Source organism: Pseudomonas sp. RL_105y_Pfl2_101 (genome assembly GCF_963970585.1).
Lineage (GTDB): Bacteria > Pseudomonadota > Gammaproteobacteria > Pseudomonadales > Pseudomonadaceae > Aquipseudomonas.
On sequence record NZ_CAXAPG010000021.1, the window covers coordinates 62,078 to 84,459 of the forward strand.

Annotated in this window: 17 protein-coding genes and 1 pseudogene; 7 read left to right on the top strand and 11 right to left on the bottom strand. The window is 62.5% G+C overall.

What is annotated here, in order from left to right:
• Positions 1-101 precede the first annotated feature (101 nt).
• A complete protein-coding gene (gene pmbA, locus AACY31_RS20095) occupies positions 102-1,448 on the bottom strand; it encodes a metalloprotease PmbA (protein ID WP_339478989.1) in 1,347 nt (448 codons plus the stop codon).
• A gap of 108 nt (positions 1,449-1,556) precedes the next feature.
• Here pmbA and yjgA point away from each other — a divergent pair, with 108 nt between their 5' ends.
• Entirely contained in the window at positions 1,557-2,081 is a 525-nt protein-coding gene (yjgA, locus tag AACY31_RS20100) for a ribosome biogenesis factor YjgA (RefSeq protein ID WP_014336624.1), read from the top strand.
• Between the two features lie 203 nt (positions 2,082-2,284).
• Here yjgA and tldD read toward each other — a convergent pair whose 3' ends face one another.
• The 8 genes from tldD to mreB form a co-directional block, all read right to left on the bottom strand.
• Positions 2,285-3,727, bottom strand: coding sequence for a metalloprotease TldD (gene tldD / locus AACY31_RS20105; protein ID WP_339492350.1), 1,443 nt, complete (start codon positions 3,725-3,727; stop codon positions 2,285-2,287).
• Between the two features lie 5 nt (positions 3,728-3,732).
• On the bottom strand, positions 3,733-4,596 hold the full coding sequence (locus AACY31_RS20110) for a carbon-nitrogen hydrolase family protein (RefSeq protein WP_339478991.1): 864 nt from the start codon (positions 4,594-4,596) through the stop codon (positions 3,733-3,735).
• A 161-nt stretch (positions 4,597-4,757) separates the two neighbouring features.
• Positions 4,758-8,561, bottom strand: coding sequence for a YhdP family protein (locus AACY31_RS20115; protein ID WP_339478993.1), 3,804 nt, complete (start codon positions 8,559-8,561; stop codon positions 4,758-4,760).
• 60 nt (positions 8,562-8,621) lie between these two features.
• Entirely contained in the window at positions 8,622-10,079 is a 1,458-nt protein-coding gene (rng, locus tag AACY31_RS20120) for a ribonuclease G (protein ID WP_339478994.1), read from the bottom strand.
• A gap of 56 nt (positions 10,080-10,135) precedes the next feature.
• A complete protein-coding gene (locus tag AACY31_RS20125) occupies positions 10,136-10,732 on the bottom strand; it encodes a Maf family protein (protein WP_339478995.1) in 597 nt (198 codons plus the stop codon).
• A gap of 232 nt (positions 10,733-10,964) precedes the next feature.
• Entirely contained in the window at positions 10,965-11,453 is a 489-nt protein-coding gene (mreD, locus tag AACY31_RS20130; RefSeq protein ID WP_339478996.1) for a rod shape-determining protein MreD, read from the bottom strand.
• Entirely contained in the window at positions 11,450-12,595 is a 1,146-nt protein-coding gene (mreC, locus tag AACY31_RS20135) for a rod shape-determining protein MreC (protein ID WP_339505015.1), read from the bottom strand. The genes mreD and mreC overlap by 4 nt, the downstream gene beginning before the upstream one ends.
• A 140-nt stretch (positions 12,596-12,735) precedes the next feature.
• Complete coding sequence (gene mreB / locus AACY31_RS20140; protein WP_002555108.1) at positions 12,736-13,773, bottom strand: rod shape-determining protein MreB; 1,038 nt, start codon at positions 13,771-13,773, stop codon at positions 12,736-12,738.
• A gap of 372 nt (positions 13,774-14,145) precedes the next feature.
• On the opposite strand from mreB, the gene gatC reads away from it, so the two are divergent.
• From gatC to AACY31_RS20170, 6 genes and pseudogenes are all read left to right on the top strand, one after another.
• Positions 14,146-14,433, top strand: coding sequence for an Asp-tRNA(Asn)/Glu-tRNA(Gln) amidotransferase subunit GatC (gene gatC / locus AACY31_RS20145; RefSeq protein ID WP_003177981.1), 288 nt, complete (start codon positions 14,146-14,148; stop codon positions 14,431-14,433).
• Positions 14,434-14,449: 16 nt separating this feature from the next.
• On the top strand, positions 14,450-15,901 hold the full coding sequence (gatA, locus tag AACY31_RS20150) for an Asp-tRNA(Asn)/Glu-tRNA(Gln) amidotransferase subunit GatA (protein ID WP_339478999.1): 1,452 nt from the start codon (positions 14,450-14,452) through the stop codon (positions 15,899-15,901).
• 143 nt (positions 15,902-16,044) lie between these two features.
• Positions 16,045-17,496 (top strand): annotated as a pseudogene (gatB, locus tag AACY31_RS20155) (Asp-tRNA(Asn)/Glu-tRNA(Gln) amidotransferase subunit GatB); the annotation flags it as partial.
• Positions 17,497-17,689: 193 nt separating this feature from the next.
• The gene (locus tag AACY31_RS20160) at positions 17,690-18,067 is read left to right on the top strand and encodes a septal ring lytic transglycosylase RlpA family protein (RefSeq protein ID WP_339505014.1); all 378 of its coding nucleotides are present in this window, start codon (positions 17,690-17,692) and stop codon (positions 18,065-18,067) included.
• Positions 18,068-18,116: 49 nt separating this feature from the next.
• Positions 18,117-19,178, top strand: coding sequence for a calcium/sodium antiporter (locus AACY31_RS20165; RefSeq protein WP_339479197.1), 1,062 nt, complete (start codon positions 18,117-18,119; stop codon positions 19,176-19,178).
• Complete coding sequence (locus tag AACY31_RS20170) at positions 19,175-19,555, top strand: carboxymuconolactone decarboxylase family protein (protein WP_003177973.1); 381 nt, start codon at positions 19,175-19,177, stop codon at positions 19,553-19,555. The genes AACY31_RS20165 and AACY31_RS20170 overlap by 4 nt, the downstream gene beginning before the upstream one ends.
• Positions 19,556-19,693: 138 nt before the next feature.
• Here the strand turns inward: AACY31_RS20170 and AACY31_RS20175 are convergent, their stop codons facing one another.
• Together AACY31_RS20175 and garD are read right to left on the bottom strand one after the other, a co-directional pair.
• Positions 19,694-20,635: an AEC family transporter gene (locus AACY31_RS20175; RefSeq protein WP_339492356.1), complete on the bottom strand. Its 942-nt coding sequence runs from the start codon at positions 20,633-20,635 to the stop codon at positions 19,694-19,696.
• A 189-nt stretch (positions 20,636-20,824) separates the two neighbouring features.
• Entirely contained in the window at positions 20,825-22,378 is a 1,554-nt protein-coding gene (gene garD / locus AACY31_RS20180; RefSeq protein ID WP_339479005.1) for a galactarate dehydratase, read from the bottom strand.
• Between the last annotated feature and the right edge of the window lie 4 nt (positions 22,379-22,382).

Genomic DNA, 22,382 nt, shown 5'->3' on the forward strand with positions numbered 1-22,382 from the left:
TCATCGTCGCGGTAGCGATTGCTCCCTCGGCACAGGGGTTTGTGAACACAAAAAAAGCGCGTCACCCGCGAGGATGACGCGCTTTTTCATGGCGACTGAGGTCAGCTACCCGCCACCGTCATTCGCTCGATCAGCACCGAACCGGTGCGGATGTTGCTGCGCAGTTCCAGATCGTTGCCCACCGCTACGATCTGCTTGAACATGTCGCGCATGTTCCCGGCGATGGTCACTTCCTGGACCGGGAACTGGATCTCGCCGTTCTCGACCCAGAAACCCGCCGCGCCGCGGGAATAGTCCCCGGTGACCATGTTCAGTCCGTGGCCCATCAGTTCGGTCACCAGCAGGCCCCGGCCCATGCGCCGCAGCAAGGCCGCCTGGTCTTCTTCACCATGGGTCACGAACAGGTTATGCACGCCACCGGCATTGGCGGTGCTCGGCATGCCGAGCTTGCGACCCGAATAGGTGCCGAGGATGTAGGACACCAACTCGCCGTTTTCCACGAACGGCTTGGCGTAAGTGGCCAGGCCGTCGCCGTCGAACGCCGAGCTGCCCATGGCCTGCATCAGGTGCGGACGCTCGTCGATAGTCATCCATTCCGGAAACAGTTTCTGGCCCAACGCGCCCTCGAGGAACGACGACTTGCGGTACAGGTTGCCGCCGGACACCGCCGACAGGAAGCTGCCGAACAGGCCGCCGGCCAGCTCGGCCGAAAACAGCACCGGAACCTCACAGGTTGGTACCGGCCGCGCGCCCAGGCGACTGGCCGCCCGTTGCGCGGCTTTCTGGCCAATACTTACCGGGTCCGCCAGCAAGGTGCCCTGGCGGTTCACGTCGTACCAGTAATCGCGCTGCATCTGGCCGTTGGCTTCGGCGATCATCACGCAACTGAGGCTGTGGCGGGTCGATGCATAACCGCCGATGAAACCGTGGCTGTTGCCATAGACCCGGCAGCCCTGGTGGGTATTGAGCGTCGTACCGTCGGCGTTCTTGATCCGGCTGTCAGCCTCGAATGCCGCGGCTTCGCAACGCAGTGCCTGTTCGATCGCCTGCTCGGGGGTGATGTCCCAGGCGTGGAACAGGTCGAAGTCCCGCTGTTCCTTGCACATCAGCGCGGCATCAGCCAGGCCCGAGGCTTCGTCTTCGGAGGTGTGCTTGGCAATCGCCAGTGCCGCGGCGACGGTCTCGCGAATGGCCTCCGGACCGCTTGCCGAAGTGCTGGCCGACCCCTTGCGCTGGCCCACGTACAAGGTGATGCCAAAGCCCTGGTCGCGATTGAACTCGACAGTTTCCACCTCGCGCTGGCGCACCGACGTCGACAGCCCCTGCTCCAGGGACACCGCTACTTCACAGGCACTGGCGCCCTGGCGCTTGGCCTCGGCAAGGATCTGCTCAACTTGCTCCTGCAGTGCCGGCAATGCTTGCGGGCCGACGCTTTGAACTGCACTCATGGTGTTCTCCACTAAAATTCTCTTTTCGGTGATGGCCATCGAGCGACCGGGCCGGACAAGCGGCCCCCGACTGGTTATCATGGCGGCGTTTCTTTGCGGACTGCCACCATGGTTGATTCTTACGACGACTCCCTCTACGAGGGTGAAAAAAGCAAATCCCAGGTCAAACGCGAGCTGCATGCTCTGGTTGACCTCGGCGAGCGCCTGACAACACTCAAGCCTGACTTGCTGGCCAAACTGCCTTTGACCGACGCCCTGCGTCGGGCCCTGGCCGATGCGCCCAAGCACACCGCGAATATCGCGCGTAAACGGCACCTGCAATTCATCGGCAAACTGATGCGCGATCAGGACACTGACGCCATCCTGGTCCTGCTCGATCAACTCGATGCCTCCACCCGGCAGTACAACGAACGTTTCCACAACCTGGAGCGCTGGCGCGATCGCTTGATCGCAGGCGACGACGGCACCCTGGAAAAATTCGTCATCGACTACCCGGAGGCCGATCGTCAGCAATTGCGCTCCCTGATCCGTCAGGCCCAGCACGAACTGGCGCAGAACAAGCCACCGGCCTCGAGCCGTAAAATCTTCAAGTACATCCGTGAGCTGGACGAAACCCAACGCGGCCTGCGCTGAGTTCCATCCGCTCTGTAGGAGCTGCCGCAGGCTGCGATCTTTTGATCTTTTGATCTTTTGATCTTTTGATCTTTTGATCTTTCGCTTGAGATTCAAGTGGCAGGGGAAAGATCGCAGCCTCGTTGCACTCGACAGCTCCTACACAGCTCCTGCACGGCTCCTACACAGCTTCTACAGGGTTCCTACAGAGATCGTGTACATGCTTATGCGCCCGTGCCACCCACGGTAATCGCATCGATCTTCAGGGTCGGCTGGCCGACGCCCACCGGCACCGATTGCCCGTCCTTGCCGCACGTGCCCACACCGCTGTCCAGCGCCAGGTCGTTACCGACCATCGACACCTTGCTCATCGCCTCCGGCCCATTGCCGATCAGGGTCGCGCCCTTGACCGGTGCGGTGATCTTGCCGTCTTCGATCAGGTAGGCCTCACTGGTGGAGAACACAAACTTACCGCTGGTGATGTCCACCTGGCCGCCGCCGAGGTTGGCGCAATAGATGCCTTTTTTCACCGAGGCGATGATTTCCGCCGGATCGCTCTGGCCACCGAGCATGTAGGTGTTGGTCATGCGCGGCATCGGCAGGTGCGCGTAGGACTCACGGCGACCGTTGCCGGTACGGGCCACGCCCATCAGCCGGGCGTTGAGTTTGTCCTGCATGTAGCCCTTCAGCACGCCGTTCTCGATCAGTGTGGTGCATTCGGTCGGGGTGCCTTCATCGTCGACGCTCAGGGAGCCGCGACGCCCGGCCAGGGTGCCGTCATCGACAATGGTGCAGAGTTTCGAGGCGACCATTTCCCCCATGCGCCCGCTATAGGCCGAACTGCCCTTGCGGTTGAAATCGCCTTCCAGGCCGTGGCCGACTGCTTCGTGCAGCAGCACGCCGGACCAACCGGACCCCAGCACCACCGGCAACGTACCTGCCGGGGCCGGAATGGCCTCCAGGTTGACCAGCGCCTGACGCAGCGCTTCGCGGGCGTAGCCCATGGCGCGGTCTTCGCTGAGGAAATAACGGTAGTCGGTGCGCCCGCCGCCGCCATGGCCGCCGCGCTCACGGCGACCATTCTGCTCGACGATCACGCTGACGTTGAACCGCACCAGCGGCCGCACGTCCGCCGCCAGGCCGCCGTCGGTGGAAGCCACCAGGATCCGTTCCCAGACCCCGGCCATGCTGACCGACACTTGCTGGATGCGCGGGTCGAGGGCACGGGTGGCAACGTCGATGCGCTTGAGCAGCTCGACTTTTTCGGCGCGGCTCATGACTTCCAGCGGGTTATCCGGCGTATACAACTGTGCCACGTCCTGGCTGCTGAACGCCTGGACCGTGCCGTTCTGCCCGGCGCGGGAGATCGAGCGGGCCGCACGGGCAGCAGCGCCAAGGGCTTCGAGGGTGATGGCGTTGCTGTAGGCAAAACCGGTCTTTTCCCCGGACTGGGCGCGCACGCCCACGCCCTGGTCGAGGTTGAAACTGCCTTCCTTGACGATGCCGTCTTCCAGCGACCAGGACTCGGAGATCTGCCCCTGGAAATACAGGTCGGCCGCATCGATGCCCGGGCCGGCCAGGTCGCCCAGCACGCCTTGCAGGCTTTCGAGGGTCACGCCGCCGGGGGCTAGAAGGTGTTCACTGACTGAGGACAACAACCCGCTCATATGATTTACGCCTTGAATTCGTCGTCTTGGACAGGCCGCTGTCGAGCGCCCTGCGAGAAAAAGCGCCGATGGCTGGCCACCGGCATGCGCGCCCGGATGGACGCCTGTTCGCTGCTGTCGCGCTCGGCCAGCAGCACGGCCTCACCTTGATCCTGTTGCGCCAGCACACGGCCCCATGGGTCGACAATCGCGGCGTGGCCAAAGGTTTCCCGCGGCCCCGGATGCACGCCGCCCTGGGCGGCCGCCAGCACGTAGCACTGGGTCTCGATAGCCCGGGCGCGGATCAGCACCTCCCAATGGGCCGCACCGGTTACCGCGGTAAACGCCGACGGCGCCGCGATCAGTTCGGCCCCGGCAGCCCGCAGCTCGCTGTAGAGCTCCGGGAACCGCAAGTCATAACAGACCGTCAGGCCCACCCGACCCACGGGGGTATCGGCAACCACCACGTTGGCGCCATAAGCATAGTCATCCGACTCGCGATAGCGCCCGCGATTGTCCGCCACATCGACATCGAACAGGTGCAGCTTATCGTAGCGCGCCACGATCTGGCCTTGATCGTCGACCAGCAACGAACAGGCATGGGACCTGGCCTCGGGCTGGTCCACCGGTGGCAACGGCAATGTGCCGGCCACAATCCATAACTTGAGGTCTCGCGCGACCTGTTTCAACCAGGGCAGGATAGGTCCCTGACCAAAGGCTTCGGCTCGACCGATATCGGCAATGTCCCGCCGTCCCATCGCGGCAAAATTCTCCGGCAGCACGGCCAGCCTGGCGCCGCCTGCGGCAGCCTGCTCCAGCAGCACATGGGCGCGGGCCAGGTTGGCGAGCACATCGCGTTGGCTGACCATTTGAATCACTGCGACTGGCATGAAGCTTCCCTCTTTTTATCCTCGCCGGAGGCGGCTGTGGGAGCGAAGCTTGCTCGCGATGAGGCAGGTACATCCAACATACAGGCTGGCTGAAACACCGCAATCGCGAGCAAGCTTTGCCCCCACAGGCCCGCTCCCACAAGGGAGTTGGCGTCGAACTGTCAAAACGGCTTGTCGAAGGTAATCTTCGGCTCTTTCCACGGCCCCTTGACGTCGTATCTTACGCTGGCAAAGCGCGCTACACGGTCACCGATCAGTTTGTCGATCAGAAACAGCGCCCCACCCACCGCCGGTGCGCCAACGATCAGCGCGGCGATCGGCAGGTTGTTGGTCACCGGCAGCGTCACCAGCAGCTTGGCATCGACTCGGTCGGCCACCATGTCCAGCGTGCCATTGAGTTCCAGGTTGCTCGACGGCCCGGTCAGGGTAATGGGTTCGCGGGTCACGTACACACCGTCGCTCGCCACCAGCAGCCCTTTGACCCGGTCGTAACTCAGGCCCTTGCTGAACAGGTCGGAGAAGTCCAGGCGCAAGCGGCGGCCGATGGAGTTGAAGTTCAACAGGCCAAATACCCGTAGCGCCTGGGCGCTACCTTCCACTTCGACAAACTGGCCCTTGCTCAGTGACGCGTCGAGGCTGCCAGAAAAGCGCTTGGTGGCAACCCACGCCGGCGAGCCGGGCCAGCGGCCGTCGACATCCAGGCGGAATGTCTGACTGGTCACGCTCCGGGCATAACCCCAGCCCTTGAGCACGTCACCCAGGTTCTTGCCGCCAATACGGCCGTTGTACCAACTGCTGGTGGAGCCGGGCGAACCCTCCCAACCACCACTGCCGTTCAACACCATGCCCTTGAGGCCCATGTCCAGATTGCTCAGCGCGATGCCCTTGGCGGTCGGTCGCACTTTCAACGACCACGCACCGATGAGATCAGGGCCCTGAAACAGTTGGTCGATGGCAATATCCATGGCCGGGATTTTGCCAGGATCGACCGACGCCAAAGGGTCCGGAGCGTTTTCATCCGCCTGGACCGTCGGATCTGTGGCCGGCAAGCGCACATAATCAAGCTTGATACCAATCGGGGTGGCCTTCGCATCCGGCAGGCTTACATCGCCCTTGGCCTGCTGACTGTTAAGCCGCAAGGCCCAGGCGTTCGGCTTGCGGTCCAGTTGCACCGACGCCTGGTCCAGGGTGGTGCCCATGGCCGTGAGCTTGCCAACGGTCAGATTGACGCTGCTCAGCAGTTGCTTGGCACTGCCGCCCGGATCCTGACCGACGTACTTGTTCACCAGGTCCTGCCAAGGACTCACGTCCAGTTCCGACAGCGTGCCGCGCAGTCGCAGCCCCTTGGCCCCAGGCAGAACGGCATCGCCGGCACCCAGCAACAATTCGCCGCGACCGTCGGCTAATTTGCCGCTCGGCGCGGCGTAAGTGAACCTGGCCAGGTTGCCATAATCGACCCAATAACGCCGCTCCGGCCCTTGCAGGGTCATTCGAAACACCGTGTCGCGTCCGACATTGGCGGCCATACCAAAGGGTGCCGGCAGGTCCAGTGCCACGCCCTTGAGGTTGGAACTGACTGACAACTGGCTGTCGGCGCCGTCGAGGATCACTTGCAACTGGTAGGGCACGACACCAGATACCGGCAACGGCTGGGTGACATTCAACCAACTGGTGAGTTTCTTGACCTCTACCTGCCCGGACGCGGCGACCCGGGTGTTGAGTGCTCCGGCGCGGCCCTCGGCGAAAATCTGCGCGGTCACGGGCCGGTCGAACGCCCGGGCACTGATGCCCTTGCCGCTCAGCCCCTTGTTGCTGTCGAAGCGGAAATCGCCCTTGAGCTGGGTCAGTTCCAGCAGCGGTTCGCTGAGTTTGAGACGGGCCTTGTCGGTGGCGAAGTCCACCAGAATCTTCGGTTGCTCGGCTTTGACCAGGGGGATGTCGAGCTTCACGCTGCCTTGCAGATCGCCCTCGCCTTCCCAGCCGGCGAAAGTCTCGGCGGTCCCGATCGGCGCGGTCTGGAGGATTTTCAGACCGTCGCCCAGCCCACCGGCGAACCCGCCGTCCAGCAGCAGATGAGAACTCTGCCCGCTGGGTACATGGGGAATGCTCACCGAAACATCCTTGACCTGGGTATCGAGCAATTGGCCTTGACTGGCGAAGATGCGTACGCCGCTGTCTTCGACGAAGACATCGCCGCTGACCTTGCTGACCGAAGGCCAGCCCGGCTGGAACGCCAGTTCGGCGTCATGCACCTTGAAAAACAGGCTGATACTGCGTGCCGCGTCCTCAGCACCGTGATTGAGCGAGCCTTGATACTGGAAAAAGCCCTCATCCACCGCACCCTTGACGATGGCCGTGCGCAGCCACTCATCCAGCGCCGGGCTGAGGACCGCCGGCAGGTACTTGGCGGTGTAGCGTCCGTCACCGTCCACCAGGCCGACCCGCAGGTCCATGTAGTCTTCCTGGCTGTGGTCGAAATGCAGACGGATCAGGAAGTCGCCGGCAATCCGGCCCTCCTCGCCCAGCACCTTCAAATACGGCGCGATCAGGGTGAAGCCTTGCTTGTCGAGCTTCCAGGTTAGCCGGGCGTTGGCCTGCAGGTACTGCCAGGGCTTGGCGAAAATCGGGTCCAGGTGCAGGGAAAAATCCTTGCTGTCCATGCGCAGCTCGCCGCCACCGAGGTCGCCGCTCAGGCTCCCCGATACATTGCGCGCAGCCGGGGCGCCGCGATAGGCATCAAAGCCCACGGTGTCCAGGTTGGTGGCGAAGCTGATTTTCTGGTCACCGGTGTTCTGCGGCCGGTAGTCCAGCAGCACGTTGCGCAGGGCACCGGTCACCTTGAGACGGTCGATGGTCGTCGCCAGGCCTTCGGGCAACGGTGCCAGGGCATTGAGTAAAGGCGTGAGCGGGGTCAAGTCGAGACGGTCGGCTTGCAGGTGCCAGCGCTCCTCGGCCTGTTCGGTGGCGGCACTCTGTTGCAGTTGCAGGCGTGATTCCCAGCGGGTTTCACCCAGGTTCATCGCCAGGGAATCGAAGGTCGCGGTAAACCCCTGGTCGCCACGCTGAAAATAGCCATTGAGCGCCAGGTTATGGATCTGCACCGGCTTGCGCTCGGCGTAAGCACCCAGGATGTCAGGAGCGTTCAAGCGCATGACCGCGCTTTGCAGCGTACCGCCGCCCCAACTCAGCCAGAACTCGCCACCGGCCTTGATCCGGGAAAAATTCCATTGCTGGGTCAGGCGTTTCGGCAGCCATTGTGACCAGTCGCTTTGCGGCAGGCTCAGGTACGCCTCGACCTGGCCATTCTTCCAATTACTGGCGCGGATACGGGTGCGCAGGTTGATCGCCACGGGCTGCCCGTCAGGCAGGGTCAAGCGGACCTCCAGCCGCTGGCGGGTGGCGCCGATGCGCAGGCTCAAACCGACGTAGGTGAGGGTCAGCGGTGGTTGCTCAAGGGGCTGCAAGGTCACTTGGCTATCGAGCACCGAGAGCTTGGAAACCACCTGCAGGCGCTCGAGCAGTTGCTGCGGATCGAGGGGCTGGTCCTCCTTCACCGGCAGGCCTTCCAGGGCCCACTTGCCGTCGGCGCCCTCCTTGAGGCTGATCTTCAGGCCGCTGACTTCCAAGTGGGCGATGCGCACCTGCCGCGCCAGCAGGCTGTCCCAAAGGTCTGGCACGGCTCGCACCTGATCCAGGTGCAAGGCGTTGGAGCCTTCACCGACCACCACGTCGCGCGCCGCCAGGATTGGCGACAGGGCGCTCCAACTACCGTCGAGGCTGCCGATGTGCACAGGCATGCCCAAGGCGGCGGCGGTCCGGGTCTCGACCTCGGCGCGATATTCGGCCACCAGCGGGATCAGCTCACGACCGAGGCTGACGTACAACGCCAGCAACACCAGCAGCAGCGCGCACAGCCCCAGCCCCCAGCGGGTCAGCGTCGCCGTCATGCGTGTCAGACGCTCCATGTCAGTAGGCTCCCCTGGCAAAGACAATCAAATCCGCGGGCCCGCCGCTTCCCAAGCTCTTCAGAGCAACACCACGTCGTATTGTTCCTGGGAATACATGGTTTCCACCTGAAAGCGAATCGTGCGTCCGATAAACGCTTCCAGCTCCGCGACATTGCCTGACTCCTCGTCGAGCAGGCGATCCACCACTTTCTGGTTCGCCAACACTCTATAGCCAGTCGCCTGATAGGCGCGCGCCTCGCGGAGGATTTCCCGGAAGATTTCGTAACACACGGTTTCCGGGGTCTTGAGCTTGCCGCGGCCCTGGCAACTGCTGCACGGCTCGCACAGCACCTGTTCGAGGCTTTCGCGGGTGCGTTTGCGGGTCATCTGCACCAGGCCCAGCTCGGTGATACCGATGATGTTGGTCTTGGCGTGGTCGCGTTCGAGTTGTTTTTCCAGGGTCCGCAGCACCTGCCGCTGATGCTCTTCATCCTCCATGTCGATGAAGTCGATGATGATGATCCCGCCCAGGTTGCGCAGGCGCAGTTGCCGGGCAATGGCCGTGGCGGCTTCCAGGTTGGTCTTGAAGATGGTTTCTTCCAGGTTGCGATGGCCGACGAACGCCCCGGTGTTGACGTCGATGGTACTCATGGCTTCGGCCGGATCGACCACCAGGTAACCACCGGACTTGAGCGGCACCTTGCGCTCCAGGGCTTTCTGAATTTCGTCCTCGACGCCATACAGGTCGAAAATCGGCCGCTCGCCGGGGTAATGCTCGAGACGGTCGGCGATTTCGGGCATCAGTTCGGCCACGAACTGGGTGGTTTTCTGGAAGGTTTCCCGGGAGTCGATGCGGATCTTCTCGATCTTGGGGCTGACCAGATCGCGCAAAGTTCGCAGCGCCAGGCCCAGGTCTTCGTAGATCACACTGGGGGTGGCAATAGTCTTGATCTGCGCGGCTATCTGGTCCCAAAGCCTGCGCAGGTAGCGGATGTCCATGAGGATCTCATCGGCACCGGCCCCCTCGGCGGCGGTGCGCAGGATGAACCCACCGACTTCCTTGATGCCTTCTTTTTCCACACAGTCGCTGACCACCTGCTTGAGGCGCTCGCGCTCGGCTTCGTCTTCGATCTTCAGGGAAATGCCAACGTGGGCGGTACGCGGCATGTACACCAGGTAGCGCGACGGAATCGACAGCTGCGTGGTCAGGCGCGCGCCCTTGGAGCCGATGGGGTCCTTGGTGACCTGCACCACCAAGCTCTGGCCTTCATGCACCAGCGCGCTGATGCTCTCCACGGCCGGCCCTTCACGCATGGAAATTTCCGAAGCATGGATGAACGCCGCGCGGTCCAGGCCGATGTCGACGAATGCCGCCTGCATGCCCGGCAGCACCCGCACCACCTTGCCTTTGTAGATATTGCCGACAATGCCACGCTTTTGCGTACGCTCGACGTGGACCTCTTGCAGCACACCGTTTTCAACCACCGCCACGCGCGATTCCATCGGTGTGATGTTGATCAGGATCTCTTCACTCATGGCAGGGTCTCGTTCAGGCATATTCACGATTATGGCCGCATCAAGTCAGACGGCGCTCAGCGCGCGCTCAAGGTTTGCCAACAGGGTATGCCGAAATGGCCCAACAGTTCTGCGGTTTCGCACAGCGGCAGGCCAACCACGGCGGAATAACTGCCTTCAAGCCCGGCCACGAACACCGCGCCCAGTCCTTGAATACCATAGCCGCCGGCCTTGTCCCGGGGTTCTCCGCTGGCCCAATAGGCCGCCGCCTCCTGTTCCGTGATCGAACGAAAGCGCACCCGGCTGCGCACAACGCGGGATTGGCAACGCTGCCCATCCAGTATGGCAATGGCGGTCAATACTTCATGCTCGCGAGCGGACAGGCTCAAGAGCATCGTCATGGAATCGGCCTGGTCCACGGGCTTACCGAGAATTCGTCCGTCCAGTACCACAGCCGTATCGGCGCCCAACACGCAGACATCGAAGCCGGCGTCCAAGGCTCGCCGCCCCGCCTCGGCCTTGCCACGCGCCAGGCGCTCGACATAGGCCGCAGGGGTTTCGTGGTCCAGGGGCGTTTCGTCGATGTCTGCGCCGATGGCGGTAAAGGGCACGCCGATCTGCGTGAGCAGTTCACGCCGACGCGGCGAGCCTGAGGCGAGGTAAAGCGGTTTCATCAAGACATCTCCCTAACGCGGCCGGCTTTTGTGGCCAGAGATTGCTCCCGCCGGGCTGCGCCGTAGGAACTGTGTAGGCGCTGACGAGCGAAGCGAGGCTGCGATCTTGTCCCAGACAATTGAGTCGCAAGCGAAAGATCAAAATCAAAAGATCGCAGGCTTCGCCAGCGCCTACAGAACCCTCTGGCCACAGGGATGTGAGTCATCAAAAAGTGTAGATATCCTGAGCGAATCAGTTGATTTTGAAACGCAGGCGCAGGCCACGCAAACCGAAGCTGACCCATGGCCAGAGCAAGGCACTGACCAGGGCTGGCAAGATCAGCGCCAGGGTCGGCTGGCGATTGCCGGTCAGCGCGCTGAGCCACAGTTGCACCAGTTGCGCCAGGCCGAAGATCACCAGGATCACCAGGCACTGCTGCCACATGGGGAACATCCGCAGGCGTTGTTGCAACGACAGCACCAGGAAGGTGATCAGCGTCAGAATCAGCGCGTTCTGCCCCAGCAACGTGCCATACAGCACGTCCTCGGCCAGGCCCAGGCACCAGGCGGTGACCATGCCGACCTTGTGCGGCAAGGCCAGTGCCCAGAAGGCCAGCAACAGGGCCAGCCACAGTGGGCGCAGGATTTCCATGAACTGCGGCAGCGGCGAAACACTGAGCAACAGGCCGATGGCGAAGGTCAGCCAGACCATCCAGCCGTTACCGGATTGGGTACTGCTCATTCTTCTCGTGCTCCCCTGGAGGCTGGCGCGGTGGCCGGCGTGGCGGCTGGCGGTTTGACGGCGGGCCGGGCTGGCTGAGCTGGCTGCGCGGCGGACACGTTTCTGGCCGACCGGGTCGGTTTCACGGCAGGCGCGGCGGGTGCGGTGGCCGGGGTTGCCGCTGGCGTGGTGGCCGGAGCCGCCGTCGCCGGTGCAGGCACTGGTGGTTTTGGCACCGTGACCGGGACAGGCGCAGGCGTTGCTGTCGCAGCCGACTCGCCGCCCTGGCGGTCCTGGGCTTCCTGGGCCACGGCGGCATCGTTGGCACGCTCTTCGGGCGTGCGGTTGTCGCTAAATACCAGCAGCAGATAGCGGCTGCGATTCAATGCGGCCGTCGGCACCGCGCGAACGATGGCAAACGGCTGACCGGAGTCATGGATGACTTCCTTGACCGTAGCCACCGGATAACCGGCCGGGAAGCGCTGGCCAAGACCGGAGCTGACCAGCAGGTCGCCTTCCTTGATATCGGCGGTATCGGCCACGTGCCGCAGTTCCAGGCGTTCCGGATTGCCGGTGCCGCTGGCAATCGCGCGCAAGCCGTTGCGATTGACCTGCACAGGAATGCTGTGGGTGGTGTCGGTCAGCAGCAACACCCGGGAGGTGTAGGGCATCAACTCCACCACCTGGCCCATCAGGCCCCGGGCATCAAGCACCGGCTGGCCGAGGACGACGCCGTCGCGCTCCCCTTTGTTGATGATGATGCGGTGGGTGAAGGGGTTGGGGTCCATGCCGATCAATTCGGCCACTTCGACCTTCTCGTTGACCAGCGCAGAAGAATTGAGCAACTCACGCAGCCGCACGTTCTGCTCGGTGAGGGCCGCCAGCTTTTGCATGCGCCCCTGCAACAGCAAGTTTTCGGTCATGAGTTTTTCGTTTTCGGCGACCAGTTCGGTCCGGCTGCCAAACTGGCTGGCCACACCTTGCCACAAGCGCTGCGGCAGGTCGGTGATCCAGTAGGACTCCATCAACACCAGCGACATCTGGCTGCGCACTGGCTTGAGCAGCGTGAAGCGGGCATCGACCACCATCAGCGCGACCGAGAGCACGGTCAACACCAGCAGGCGTACACCCAATGAGGGGCCTTTAGCGAAAAGCGGTTTAATAGGCCGCTCCTCCCAGGCAAATGTTTTCTTTATTCATACGGCATCAAACCGGCCTGGATACGAATGACAGAAGATAAACGCCAACGGGCAGCACTGCAAAGTGCTGCCCGGGAGCGAACAACATAGACGTTCCAGCCAACTTATTCGCTGGAGAGCAGGTCCATGGTGTGCTTGTCCATCATTTCCAACGCACGGCCACCGCCGCGGGCAACGCAGGTCAACGGGTCTTCGGCAACGATCACCGGCAGCCCGGTTTCCTGGGCCAGCAGCTTGTCGAGGTCACGCAGCAGCGCGCCACCACCGGTCAGCACCAGGCCGCGCTCGGCGATGTCCGACGCCAGCTCCGGCGGCGATTGCTCCAGGGCGCTCTTGACGGCCTGGACGATGGTCGCCAGCGACTCTTGCAGCGCTTCGAGCACTTCGTTGGAGTTGAGCGTAAAGGCCCGTGGAACGCCTTCGGCCAGGTTGCGACCGCGCACGTCGACTTCACGCACTTCACCACCCGGATAGGCCGTGCCGATTTCCTGCTTGATACGCTCGGCGGTGGATTCGCCGATCAGGCTGCCGTAATTGCGACGCACATAAGTGATGATCGCTTCGTCGAAACGGTCGCCGCCCACACGTACGGATTCGGCGTAGACCACACCGTTGAGGGAGATCAGCGCGATTTCAGTGGTACCACCACCGATGTCGACGACCATCGAGCCGCGGGCTTCTTCCACCGGCAAGCCGGCACCGATGGCAGCAGCCATTGGCTCTTCGATCAGGAACACTTCACGGGCACCGGCGCCGAGGGCCGATTCACGGATAGCGCGTCGCTCTACCTGGGTGGACTTGCATGGAACGCAGATCAGCACACGAGGGCTGGGCTGCAGGAAGCTGTTTTCGTGAACCTTGTTGATGAAGTACTGCAGCATCTTTTCGCAGACGCTAAAATCGGCGATCACGCCGTCTTTCATTGGGCGAATGGCCGCGATGTTGCCCGGTGTACGGCCCAGCATGCGCTTGGCTTCCGTACCGACAGCCACGACACTTTTCTGGTTACCGTGGGTGCGGATGGCCACGACCGAGGGTTCATTCAGAACGATACCGCGCTCGCGCACGTAAATAAGGGTGTTGGCAGTGCCCAGGTCAATGGAAAGATCGCTGGAAAACATGCCACGCAGTTTCTTGAACATGGGAAAGGGACCCTAGGCAACGCGTGGGTAAAAAAGTGCGGCAAACTCTAACAACGACAGGGATTTTGGGCAAGGCGCCAATATGTTAAATTGGCCGCTTTTCTGTGCACCAAACCCCACAATCGCGGCCAATGCCCTGTTTCGCGAATGCGTTCCTTTTTTTGCCGAGTGACTATTGTCGCCAGGCAAGGCGCCGCGAAGAGTCATAGCCCGCGATGGCGAGAAGCGGCAACGCAGCATGACGGCAATAGACGCTGTCAAAAAGGAACAGTATTTGTGATACAGGGCACTGGACCGTAGAAATGCGGTAGTGTTCCGACAATCTAACACACGGGCAGACTACGTCCGTTTTGTTTTCCACTGGAGAATCCCATGGCGCTTGAACGCTCCGACGTGGAAAAAATCGCTCATCTGGCCTGTCTGGGCCTTAATGAAGCCGATCTTCCACACATCACTTCTGCCCTGAACAGCATTCTGGGGCTGGTCGACGAGATGCAGGCGGTCGATACCGACGGTATCGAACCGCTGGCCCACCCGCTGGAAGCCAGCCAGCGCCTGCGCGCCGACATCGTGACCGAGTCCAATCACCGCGAGGCCTACCAGTCCATCGCACCAGCGGTCGAAAACGGCCTGTACCTGGTTCCGAAAGTCATCGACTAAAGGGAAAGAGCCTCTCATGCATCACATGACCCTGGCCGAGATCGCCCGCGGACTCGCCGATAAAAAGTTTTCTTCCGAAGAGCTGACCCAGGTCCTGCTGGCGCGCATCGCCCAGCTTGATCCGCAGCTCAACAGCTTCATCAGCCTCACCCAAGAGCTGGCCCTGAGCCAGGCCAAGGCCGCCGACGCCCGGCGCGCCAACGGCGAAACCGGTACCCTGCTCGGTGCGCCGATTGCCCACAAGGACTTGTTCTGCACCCAGGGCATCCGCACCAGTTGCGGCTCGAAGATGCTCGACAACTTCAAGGCCCCGTACGATGCCACCGTGGTCGCCAAGCTGGCCGCCGCCGGCGCCGTGACGTTGGGCAAGACCAACATGGACGAATTCGCCATGGGCTCGGCCAACGAGTCGAGCTACTACGGCGCAGTGAAAAACCCGTGGAACCTGGAGCACGTACCGGGCGGCTCCTCCGGTGGCTCCGCCGCCGCCGTGGCTGCGCGCCTGTTGCCGGCCGCCACCGCCACCGACACCGGCGGCTCGATTCGCCAACCGGCGGCGTTCACCAACCTCACGGGCCTCAAGCCGACCTACGGCCGCGTCTCGCGCTGGGGCATGATCGCCTACGCCTCCAGCCTCGACCAGGGTGGCCCACTGGCCCGCACCGCAGAAGACTGCGCGATCCTGCTGCAAGGCATGGCCGGCTTCGACCCGAACGACTCCACCAGCATCGATGAGCCAGTTCCGGACTACAGCGCCAGCCTCAACAGCTCGCTGCAAGGCCTGCGCATCGGCGTGCCGAAGGAGTACTTCAGCGCCGGCCTCGACCCACGTATCGCTGAGCGGGTCCACAACAGCGTCAAAGAGCTGGAGAAGCTCGGCGCGGTCATCAAGGAAATCAGCCTGCCGAACATGCAGCACGCGATTCCCGCGTACTACGTGATCGCCCCGGCGGAAGCGTCCTCGAACCTCTCGCGTTTCGACGGTGTGCGCTTCGGCTATCGCTGCGAGAACCCGGAAAACCTGATCGACCTGTACAAGCGCTCCCGTGGCGAAGGCTTCGGTGCCGAAGTGCAGCGCCGGATCATGGTCGGCGCCTACGCGTTGTCCGCCGGCTACTACGATGCCTACTACCTCAAGGCGCAGAAAATCCGCCGCCTGGTAAAGAACGACTTCATGGCCGCCTTCAACGAGGTCGACATCATCCTCGGCCCGACCACGCCAAACCCGGCCTGGAAACTCGGCGCCAAGAACAGTGACCCAGTCGCCGAGTACCTGGAAGACGTCTACACCATCACCGCCAACCTCGCCGGCTTGCCGGGCCTGTCCATGCCGGCCGGTTTCGTCGATGGCCTGCCGGTGGGCGTGCAGTTGCTCGCGCCGTATTTCCAGGAAGGCCGCCTGCTCAACGTGGCTCACCAGTATCAGTTACACACTGACTGGCACACCCGCACCCCTCAGGGGTTTTGAAACTGCTGCGCTCGGTAATGCTGCGTTGAAAACTGGCTCGAAATGCTCATTGACTAAAGTCAACTCCGCTTTCTCGCCAGTTTTCGCCTTGCCTTACCTTCGCTCGCGACGTTTCAAAATCCCCTGATAAGACTTCTGAGGAGAAACACATGCAATGGGAAGTCGTGATCGGGCTGGAGATTCATACACAGCTCACCACCCGGTCGAAAATCTTTTCCGGTAGTTCCACCACATTCGGCTCCGAGCCCAACACCCAGGCCAGCCTGGTCGACCTGGGCATGCCCGGTGTACTGCCGGTACTCAACGCCGAAGCGGTGCGCATGGCGGTGATGTTCGGCCTGGCGATTGACGCCGAGATCGGCCAACACAACGTGTTCGCCCGCAAGAACTACTTCTACCCGGATCTGCCCAAGGGCTACCAGATCAGCCAGATGGAATTGCCGATCGTTGGCAAGGGCCACCTGGACATCGCCCTGGAAGACGGCACGGTCAAGCGCGTCGGCATCACCCGTGCGCACCTGGAAGAAGACGCCGGCAAGAGCCTGCACGAAGAATTCAACGGTGCCTCCGGTATCGACCTGAACCGCGCCGGCACGCCGCTGCTGGAAATCGTCTCCGAGCCGGACATGCGCAGCGCCAAGGAAGCCGTGGCCTACGTCAAGGCGATCCACGCATTGGTGCGCTACCTGGGCATCTGCGACGGCAACATGGCCGAAGGCTCGCTGCGCTGCGACTGCAACGTGTCGATCCGCCCCAAAGGCCAGGTCGAATTCGGCACCCGCTGCGAGATCAAGAACGTCAACTCGTTCCGCTTCATCGAGAAGGCGATCAACAGCGAGATCCAGCGCCAGATCGAACTGATCGAAGACGGTGGCAAGGTCATCCAGCAGACCCGCCTGTACGACCCGAACAAGGACGAGACCCGTCCGATGCGCAGCAAGGAAGAAGCCAACGACTACCGTTACTTCCCCGACCCGGACCTGCTGCCGGTGGTCATCGAGAACACGTTCCTCGACGAAGTACGCGCCACCCTGCCGGAACTGCCACCGCAAAAACGCGAGCGCTTCCAGGCGCAATTCGGGCTGTCGAGCTATGACGCCAACGTCCTGGCCACCAGCCGCGAACAAGCCGATTACTTCGAGAAAGTCGTAAGCATCGGCGGCGACGCCAAGCTGGCGGCCAACTGGGTGATGGTCGAGCTGGGCAGCCTGTTGAACAAGCAGGGCCTGGAAATCGATGAGTCGCCGGTCTCGGCCGAGCAACTGGGCGGCATGCTGGTGCGGATCAAGGACAACACCATTTCCGGCAAGATCGCCAAGATGGTGTTTGAAGCCATGGCCAATGGTGAAGGCAGCGCCGACGAGATCATCGAGAAGCGCGGCTTGAAGCAGGTCACCGACAGCGGCGCCATTTGCGCCGTGCTCGATGAAATGCTCGCGGCCAACGCCGAGCAGGTCGAACAGTACCGTGCGGCAGACGAAGCCAAGCGCGGCAAGATGTTCGGCTTCTTCGTCGGCCAGGCCATGAAAGCCTCCAAGGGCAAGGCCAACCCGCAACAGGTCAACGAACTGCTCAAAAGCAAGCTCGAGGGCTGATTGCCATGGAGCCAGATATCACGCCTGGCTCCCTTCGCCCTTGCGGGAGCGAGCCTGTGGGAGCAAAACTTGCTCGCGATGAAGACACCTCGATCCCTCAGTGGACCGCGTTATCGTTCGTCGCGAGCAAGTTTTGCTCCCACAGGCTTTGCCCCCACTGCTCGCTCCCACATTTGTATTTGGAAAACCCTACATGAAGCGTCTCCTCGGCGCCTGCGCGCTACTGTCCCTGTTGGCCGGTTGCGCCAGCCAGAGCGGGACGGTCGATCCACACGGCTACGACCAGGCCGGCGTCGCCTCCTATTACGGTGCCCGGCACCATGGCAAGCGCACCGCCAGCGGCGAGCGTTTCAACCAGAATGGCCTGACCGCCGCCCATCGCCGGTTGCCGTTCGGCACCCGGGTGAAAGTCACCAACCTGAAAAACAACGACAGTGTGGTGGTCCGCATCAATGACCGCGGCCCGTATACTCGTGGCCGTTTGATCGACGTGTCCCGCGAAGCCGCCGAGCGACTGGGCATGTTGCGCAGCGGCACCGCACGGGTGCGGGTGCAAGCCCTCGACGACTGATAGACGGAGCCCGGCCATTTCCCTACTCACCGCCCTACCGCTGCTCAGCCTGATCGAATTGTTCGGCGCCCTGCTGTTGCTGATCGGCGGTGCCGAACTGCTGGTGCGCGCCGCCGTGGGCCTGGCGGCACGCTTGCAGGTACGACCGCTGATCATCGGCCTGACCGTCGTCGCGTTCGGCAGCAGCGCCCCACAAATGGCCGTCAGCCTGCAGGCGACCCTGGCGCAAAACGCCGACATCGCCGTGGGCAGCGTGATCGGCAGCAGCATCTTCAACATCCTCGTCACCCTCGGGCTGTCGGCGCTGATCATTCCGTTGCGCGTCTCACGCCAACTGGTGCGCCTGGACATCCCGTTGATGATCGGTGCCAGCCTGCTGGTGTTCGTGCTGGCCTGGAATGAGGAACTGACCCGGTTGGACGGCGTATGGCTGCTGGTGGCCCTGGTGGTGTACCTGGGTCTGTTGCTACGCCAATCGCGACACTCGGGGCGGCCGCACGCCCTGCGTATCACCGTGGCCCAGGGATCCTGGCCCAAGAGCCTGTCGATGATCGTGCTGGGCTTGGCCATGCTGGTTTTCGCCGGGCACCTGCTGCTGGCCGCAGCGGTGGAAGTGGCGACGGACCTGGGGCTCTCGGAACGCATCATCGGCCTGACCATTGTCGCCGTCAGCACCTCGCTGCCGGAGCTGGCCACCTCGTTGATCGCCGCCCTGCGCGGCCAGCGGGACATTGCGGTCGGCAACGTCATCGGCAGTAACCTGTTCAACCTGCTCGGGGTATTGGGCATAACCGCCCTCGCCGCCCCCACGCCACTGTCGGTCTCACCGAACGCCCTGGACTTCGACCTGCCGGTGATGCTCGGCGTGGCGGTGCTGTGCTTGCCGGTGTTCTATTCCGGGTATCGTGTCACCCGCGCCGAAGGCCTGCTGTTACTGGGTTTGTACCTGGCCTATGGGCTGCACGTGATCTCCTTCACCACCGGCATGCCCCTGGCCGGCCAACTGGAACGGCTGATGCTGTTCTATGTGCTGCCGACCCTGCTCGCGTTTTTGCTGTTCACCTCCCTGCGCGCCTGGCGCCGTCAACATCACAAGAGGGATTTGCCATGACCGACACTCCAAAGACCGGCCTGGACATGCGTCGCCAGGTCATGGGCGACGCGTTCGTCGACCGCGCCCTGGGCAACGCCACCGAATTCACCCAGCCATTGCAGGATTTCGTCAATGAGCATGCCTGGGGCAGCGTCTGGAGCCGCGAAGGCCTGCCGCTGAAGACCCGCAGCCTGATCACCCTGGCCGCCCTCACCGCCCTCAAGTGCCCCCAGGAACTCAAAGGCCACGTGCGTGGCGCGCTGAACAACGGCTGTACGGTGGAAGAGATTCGCGAGGCATTGCTGCATTGCGCGGTGTACGCGGGCGTGCCGGCGGCGATCGATGCATTTCGGGCGGCGCAGGAAGTGATCGATAGCTACCAGAAGCCGGAGTAAAAGCCTGAGTCTTGCAGTGTTAGGTCAGCCCTCTTCGCGAGTAAGCCCGCTCCCACATTGACGGCGTTCTTCCATGGAAACGCGGTCGAATGTGGGGCTTGCTCGCGAATGGATCGAAAGAACGCTGCAAATCTGAAGCTAGATCCACCCACCCCACTGCAACACAAAAATCCCCAAATTGGTGGTGATCGCCGCCATCAGCGTGGTGATCACGATGATCGCCGCCGCCAGTTCATGGTTGCCGTCGGCCGCCCGGGCCATGACGTAACTGGCGGCGGCGGTGGGGCTGCCGAAGTACAGGAACAGGATCCCCAGTTCCGTCCCGCGAAACCCCCAAAGCCAGGCGCCCAGGGTGGCCAGCAGCGGCAGGCCGATCATTTTCACCAGACTCGAACTCAAGGCCATCTTGCCGCTCTTACGCAGGGCCGCCAGCGACAACGTGCCACCGATGCAGATCAACGCCAGGGGCAAGGTCATCTGGGCAAGGTATTTGGCCGAGGTTTCGAACCAGTTCGGCAGGCCTACCTGCCAATAGGCCAACGGCGCGGCTACGACCACACTGATGATCAGCGGGTTGCTGACCACGCTTTTGCAGATACTCCAGGGATCGGACTTGATCACCGGGCTGTAGACCGCCAGCACAATGGTCGACAGAGTGTTGTAGAACAGGATCACCAGCGCCGCAAGAATCGCCCCCAGGGAAATCCCGTAGTCGCCGTACATGCTCGCTGCCAGTGCCAGGCCGATCACGCCGTTGTTGCCGCGAAAGGCGCCTTGGGTATAGATGCCACGGTCCTCACGCGGGCAACGCCAGATCGCCCAGCCCCAGGCCACGGCAAAGCACACCAGGGTGGCAATGGAAAAATAGATCAACAGGTCCGGCTGCAATGCCGCGTGGAGATCGGCATGCAGGATACCGAGGAACAACAGCGCCGGCATGGTGACGTTGAACACCAGGGACGAGGCCATGTGGATGAAATTGTCGTTGATCCAATAGATGCGCTTGAGCAACGTCCCCAGAAACAACATGGCAAACACCGGCGCGGTGATGTTCAGGGTTTCGAGGAAAATTGCCAGCATGCCGGGGACCTTGAGAGGGGTGTCGTTAGGTGGCTAATGATAAGCCACTTTCCCACTGATCGTTCCCACGCTCTGCGTGGGAATGCAGCCAAGGACGCTCCGCGTTCCAAGAATCGAACGCGGAGCGTCCGTTGAGGCATTCCCACGCGGAGCGTGGGAACGATCAATCGCTACCCCCCAAGGCCAGGATCAGGTAATCGGCGCAGGGTTGAACAAGGTGATGTCGTTGTACAGCTTGTGCCGCTCGGCCCAGGTCTGTTTCTTGCCGCTGGCCACGTCCAGGTAGTAGTGGAACAGCTCCCAGCCCAACTCTTCGATAGTCGCGCGTCCGGTGGCGATCCGGCCGGCGTCGATGTCGATCAGGTCCGGCCAGCGCTGGGCCAGTTCGGTGCGGGTCGAGACCTTCACCACCGGAGCCATGGCCAAGCCGTACGGCGTGCCGCGACCGGTGGTGAACACGTGCAGGTTCATCCCCGCCGCCAGTTGCAGCGTGCCGCAGACAAAGTCACTGGCCGGCGTGGCGCAGAAGATCAGGCCTTTTTGCTTGAAGCGCTCGCCTGGGCCGAGCACGCCATTGATCGCGCTGCTGCCGGACTTGACGATCGAGCCCAGGGATTTTTCGACAATGTTCGACAGCCCGCCCTTCTTGTTGCCCGGCGTGGTATTGGCGCTACGATCGGCTTCGCCCTTGGCCAGGTAACGGTCGTACCAGTCCATTTCGCGCACCAGTTCCTGAGCCACTTCCTGGGTTTGTGCCCGAGAGGTCAGCAGGTAGATCGCATCGCGCACTTCGGTGACTTCGGAGAACATCACCGTCGCCCCGGCCCGCAGCAGCAGGTCCGAGGCGAAGCCCAGCGCCGGGTTGGCAGTGATGCCGGAAAACGCATCGCTGCCACCACATTGCATGCCCAGGATCAGCTCCGAAGCCGGTACGGTTTGACGGCGGCGCTGGTCGAGTTTCTTCAGGCGGGTCTCGGCCAGTTCCATGATCTGTTCGATCATCTCGGTGAAACCGTGACTGGCATCCTGCAAGCGATACAACCAAGGCTCGCTGAGGTCCACCGAGCTGTCGTTCTCATGCATCACCTGCCCGGCCTGCAATTTCTCGCAGCCCAGGCTGATCACCAGTGCTTCGCCCCCCAGGTTCGGGTTGCGCGCCAGGTTGCGTACGGTGCGGATCGGTATGTAGGCGTCGGTGGCAGTGATCGCCACGCCACAGCCATAGCTGTGGGTCAGCGCCACCACGTCATCGACGTTGGGGTACTTGGGCAGCAACTCGTCCTTGATGCGCTTGACCGCATGGTCCAGCACCCCGGTCACGCACTGCACCGTGGTGGTGATGCCCAGGATATTGCGCGTGCCGACGGTACCGTCGGCGTTGCGGTAGCCCTCGAAGGTGTAACCCTCCAGCGGCGCATCGGCCAGCGGTACATCGGTGGACAGCGGCAGGCTGTTCAGCGGCGGTGCGGTGGGCATGCGCAACTGGTCCTCCTTGACCCAACTGCCACGGGGAATCGGTTGCAGCGCGTAGCCAATGACCTGACCGTAGCGAATCACCTCGCCGCCCTGGGGAATATCCTGCAGCGTGACCTTGTGGCTCTGCGGTACAAAGTCGACGGTGACCAGGCCGTCCGGGAACTCGGTCCCGGACGGTACGCCCTGGTCATTGACGACGATCACCACATTGTCCCGCTCATGCAGGCGGATATAACGCGGCGAATCGGCATGTTCAATCAGTTGCATGGAC

Excerpts from the sequence above, each read along its gene's own strand:
- tldD (WP_339492350.1), bottom strand. The coding sequence starts at position 3,727 with ATGAGCGGGTTGTTGTCCTCAGTCAGTGAACACCTTCTAGCCCCCGGC.
- AACY31_RS20170 (WP_003177973.1), top strand. The coding sequence starts at position 19,175 with ATGACCGACACTCCAAAGACCGGCCTGGACATGCGTCGCCAGGTCATG.
- gatC (WP_003177981.1), top strand. The coding sequence starts at position 14,146 with ATGGCGCTTGAACGCTCCGACGTGGAAAAAATCGCTCATCTGGCCTGT.
- gatA (WP_339478999.1), top strand. The coding sequence starts at position 14,450 with ATGCATCACATGACCCTGGCCGAGATCGCCCGCGGACTCGCCGATAAA.
- garD (WP_339479005.1), bottom strand. The coding sequence starts at position 22,378 with ATGCAACTGATTGAACATGCCGATTCGCCGCGTTATATCCGCCTGCAT.
- AACY31_RS20115 (WP_339478993.1), bottom strand. The coding sequence starts at position 8,561 with ATGGAGCGTCTGACACGCATGACGGCGACGCTGACCCGCTGGGGGCTG.
- AACY31_RS20110 (WP_339478991.1), bottom strand. The coding sequence starts at position 4,596 with ATGCCAGTCGCAGTGATTCAAATGGTCAGCCAACGCGATGTGCTCGCC.
- pmbA (WP_339478989.1), bottom strand. The coding sequence starts at position 1,448 with ATGAGTGCAGTTCAAAGCGTCGGCCCGCAAGCATTGCCGGCACTGCAG.
- AACY31_RS20160 (WP_339505014.1), top strand. The coding sequence starts at position 17,690 with ATGAAGCGTCTCCTCGGCGCCTGCGCGCTACTGTCCCTGTTGGCCGGT.
- yjgA (WP_014336624.1), top strand. The coding sequence starts at position 1,557 with ATGGTTGATTCTTACGACGACTCCCTCTACGAGGGTGAAAAAAGCAAA.
- AACY31_RS20125 (WP_339478995.1), bottom strand. The coding sequence starts at position 10,732 with ATGAAACCGCTTTACCTCGCCTCAGGCTCGCCGCGTCGGCGTGAACTG.
- mreD (WP_339478996.1), bottom strand. The coding sequence starts at position 11,453 with ATGAGCAGTACCCAATCCGGTAACGGCTGGATGGTCTGGCTGACCTTC.
- mreB (WP_002555108.1), bottom strand. The coding sequence starts at position 13,773 with ATGTTCAAGAAACTGCGTGGCATGTTTTCCAGCGATCTTTCCATTGAC.
- rng (WP_339478994.1), bottom strand. The coding sequence starts at position 10,079 with ATGAGTGAAGAGATCCTGATCAACATCACACCGATGGAATCGCGCGTG.
- AACY31_RS20175 (WP_339492356.1), bottom strand. The coding sequence starts at position 20,635 with ATGCTGGCAATTTTCCTCGAAACCCTGAACATCACCGCGCCGGTGTTT.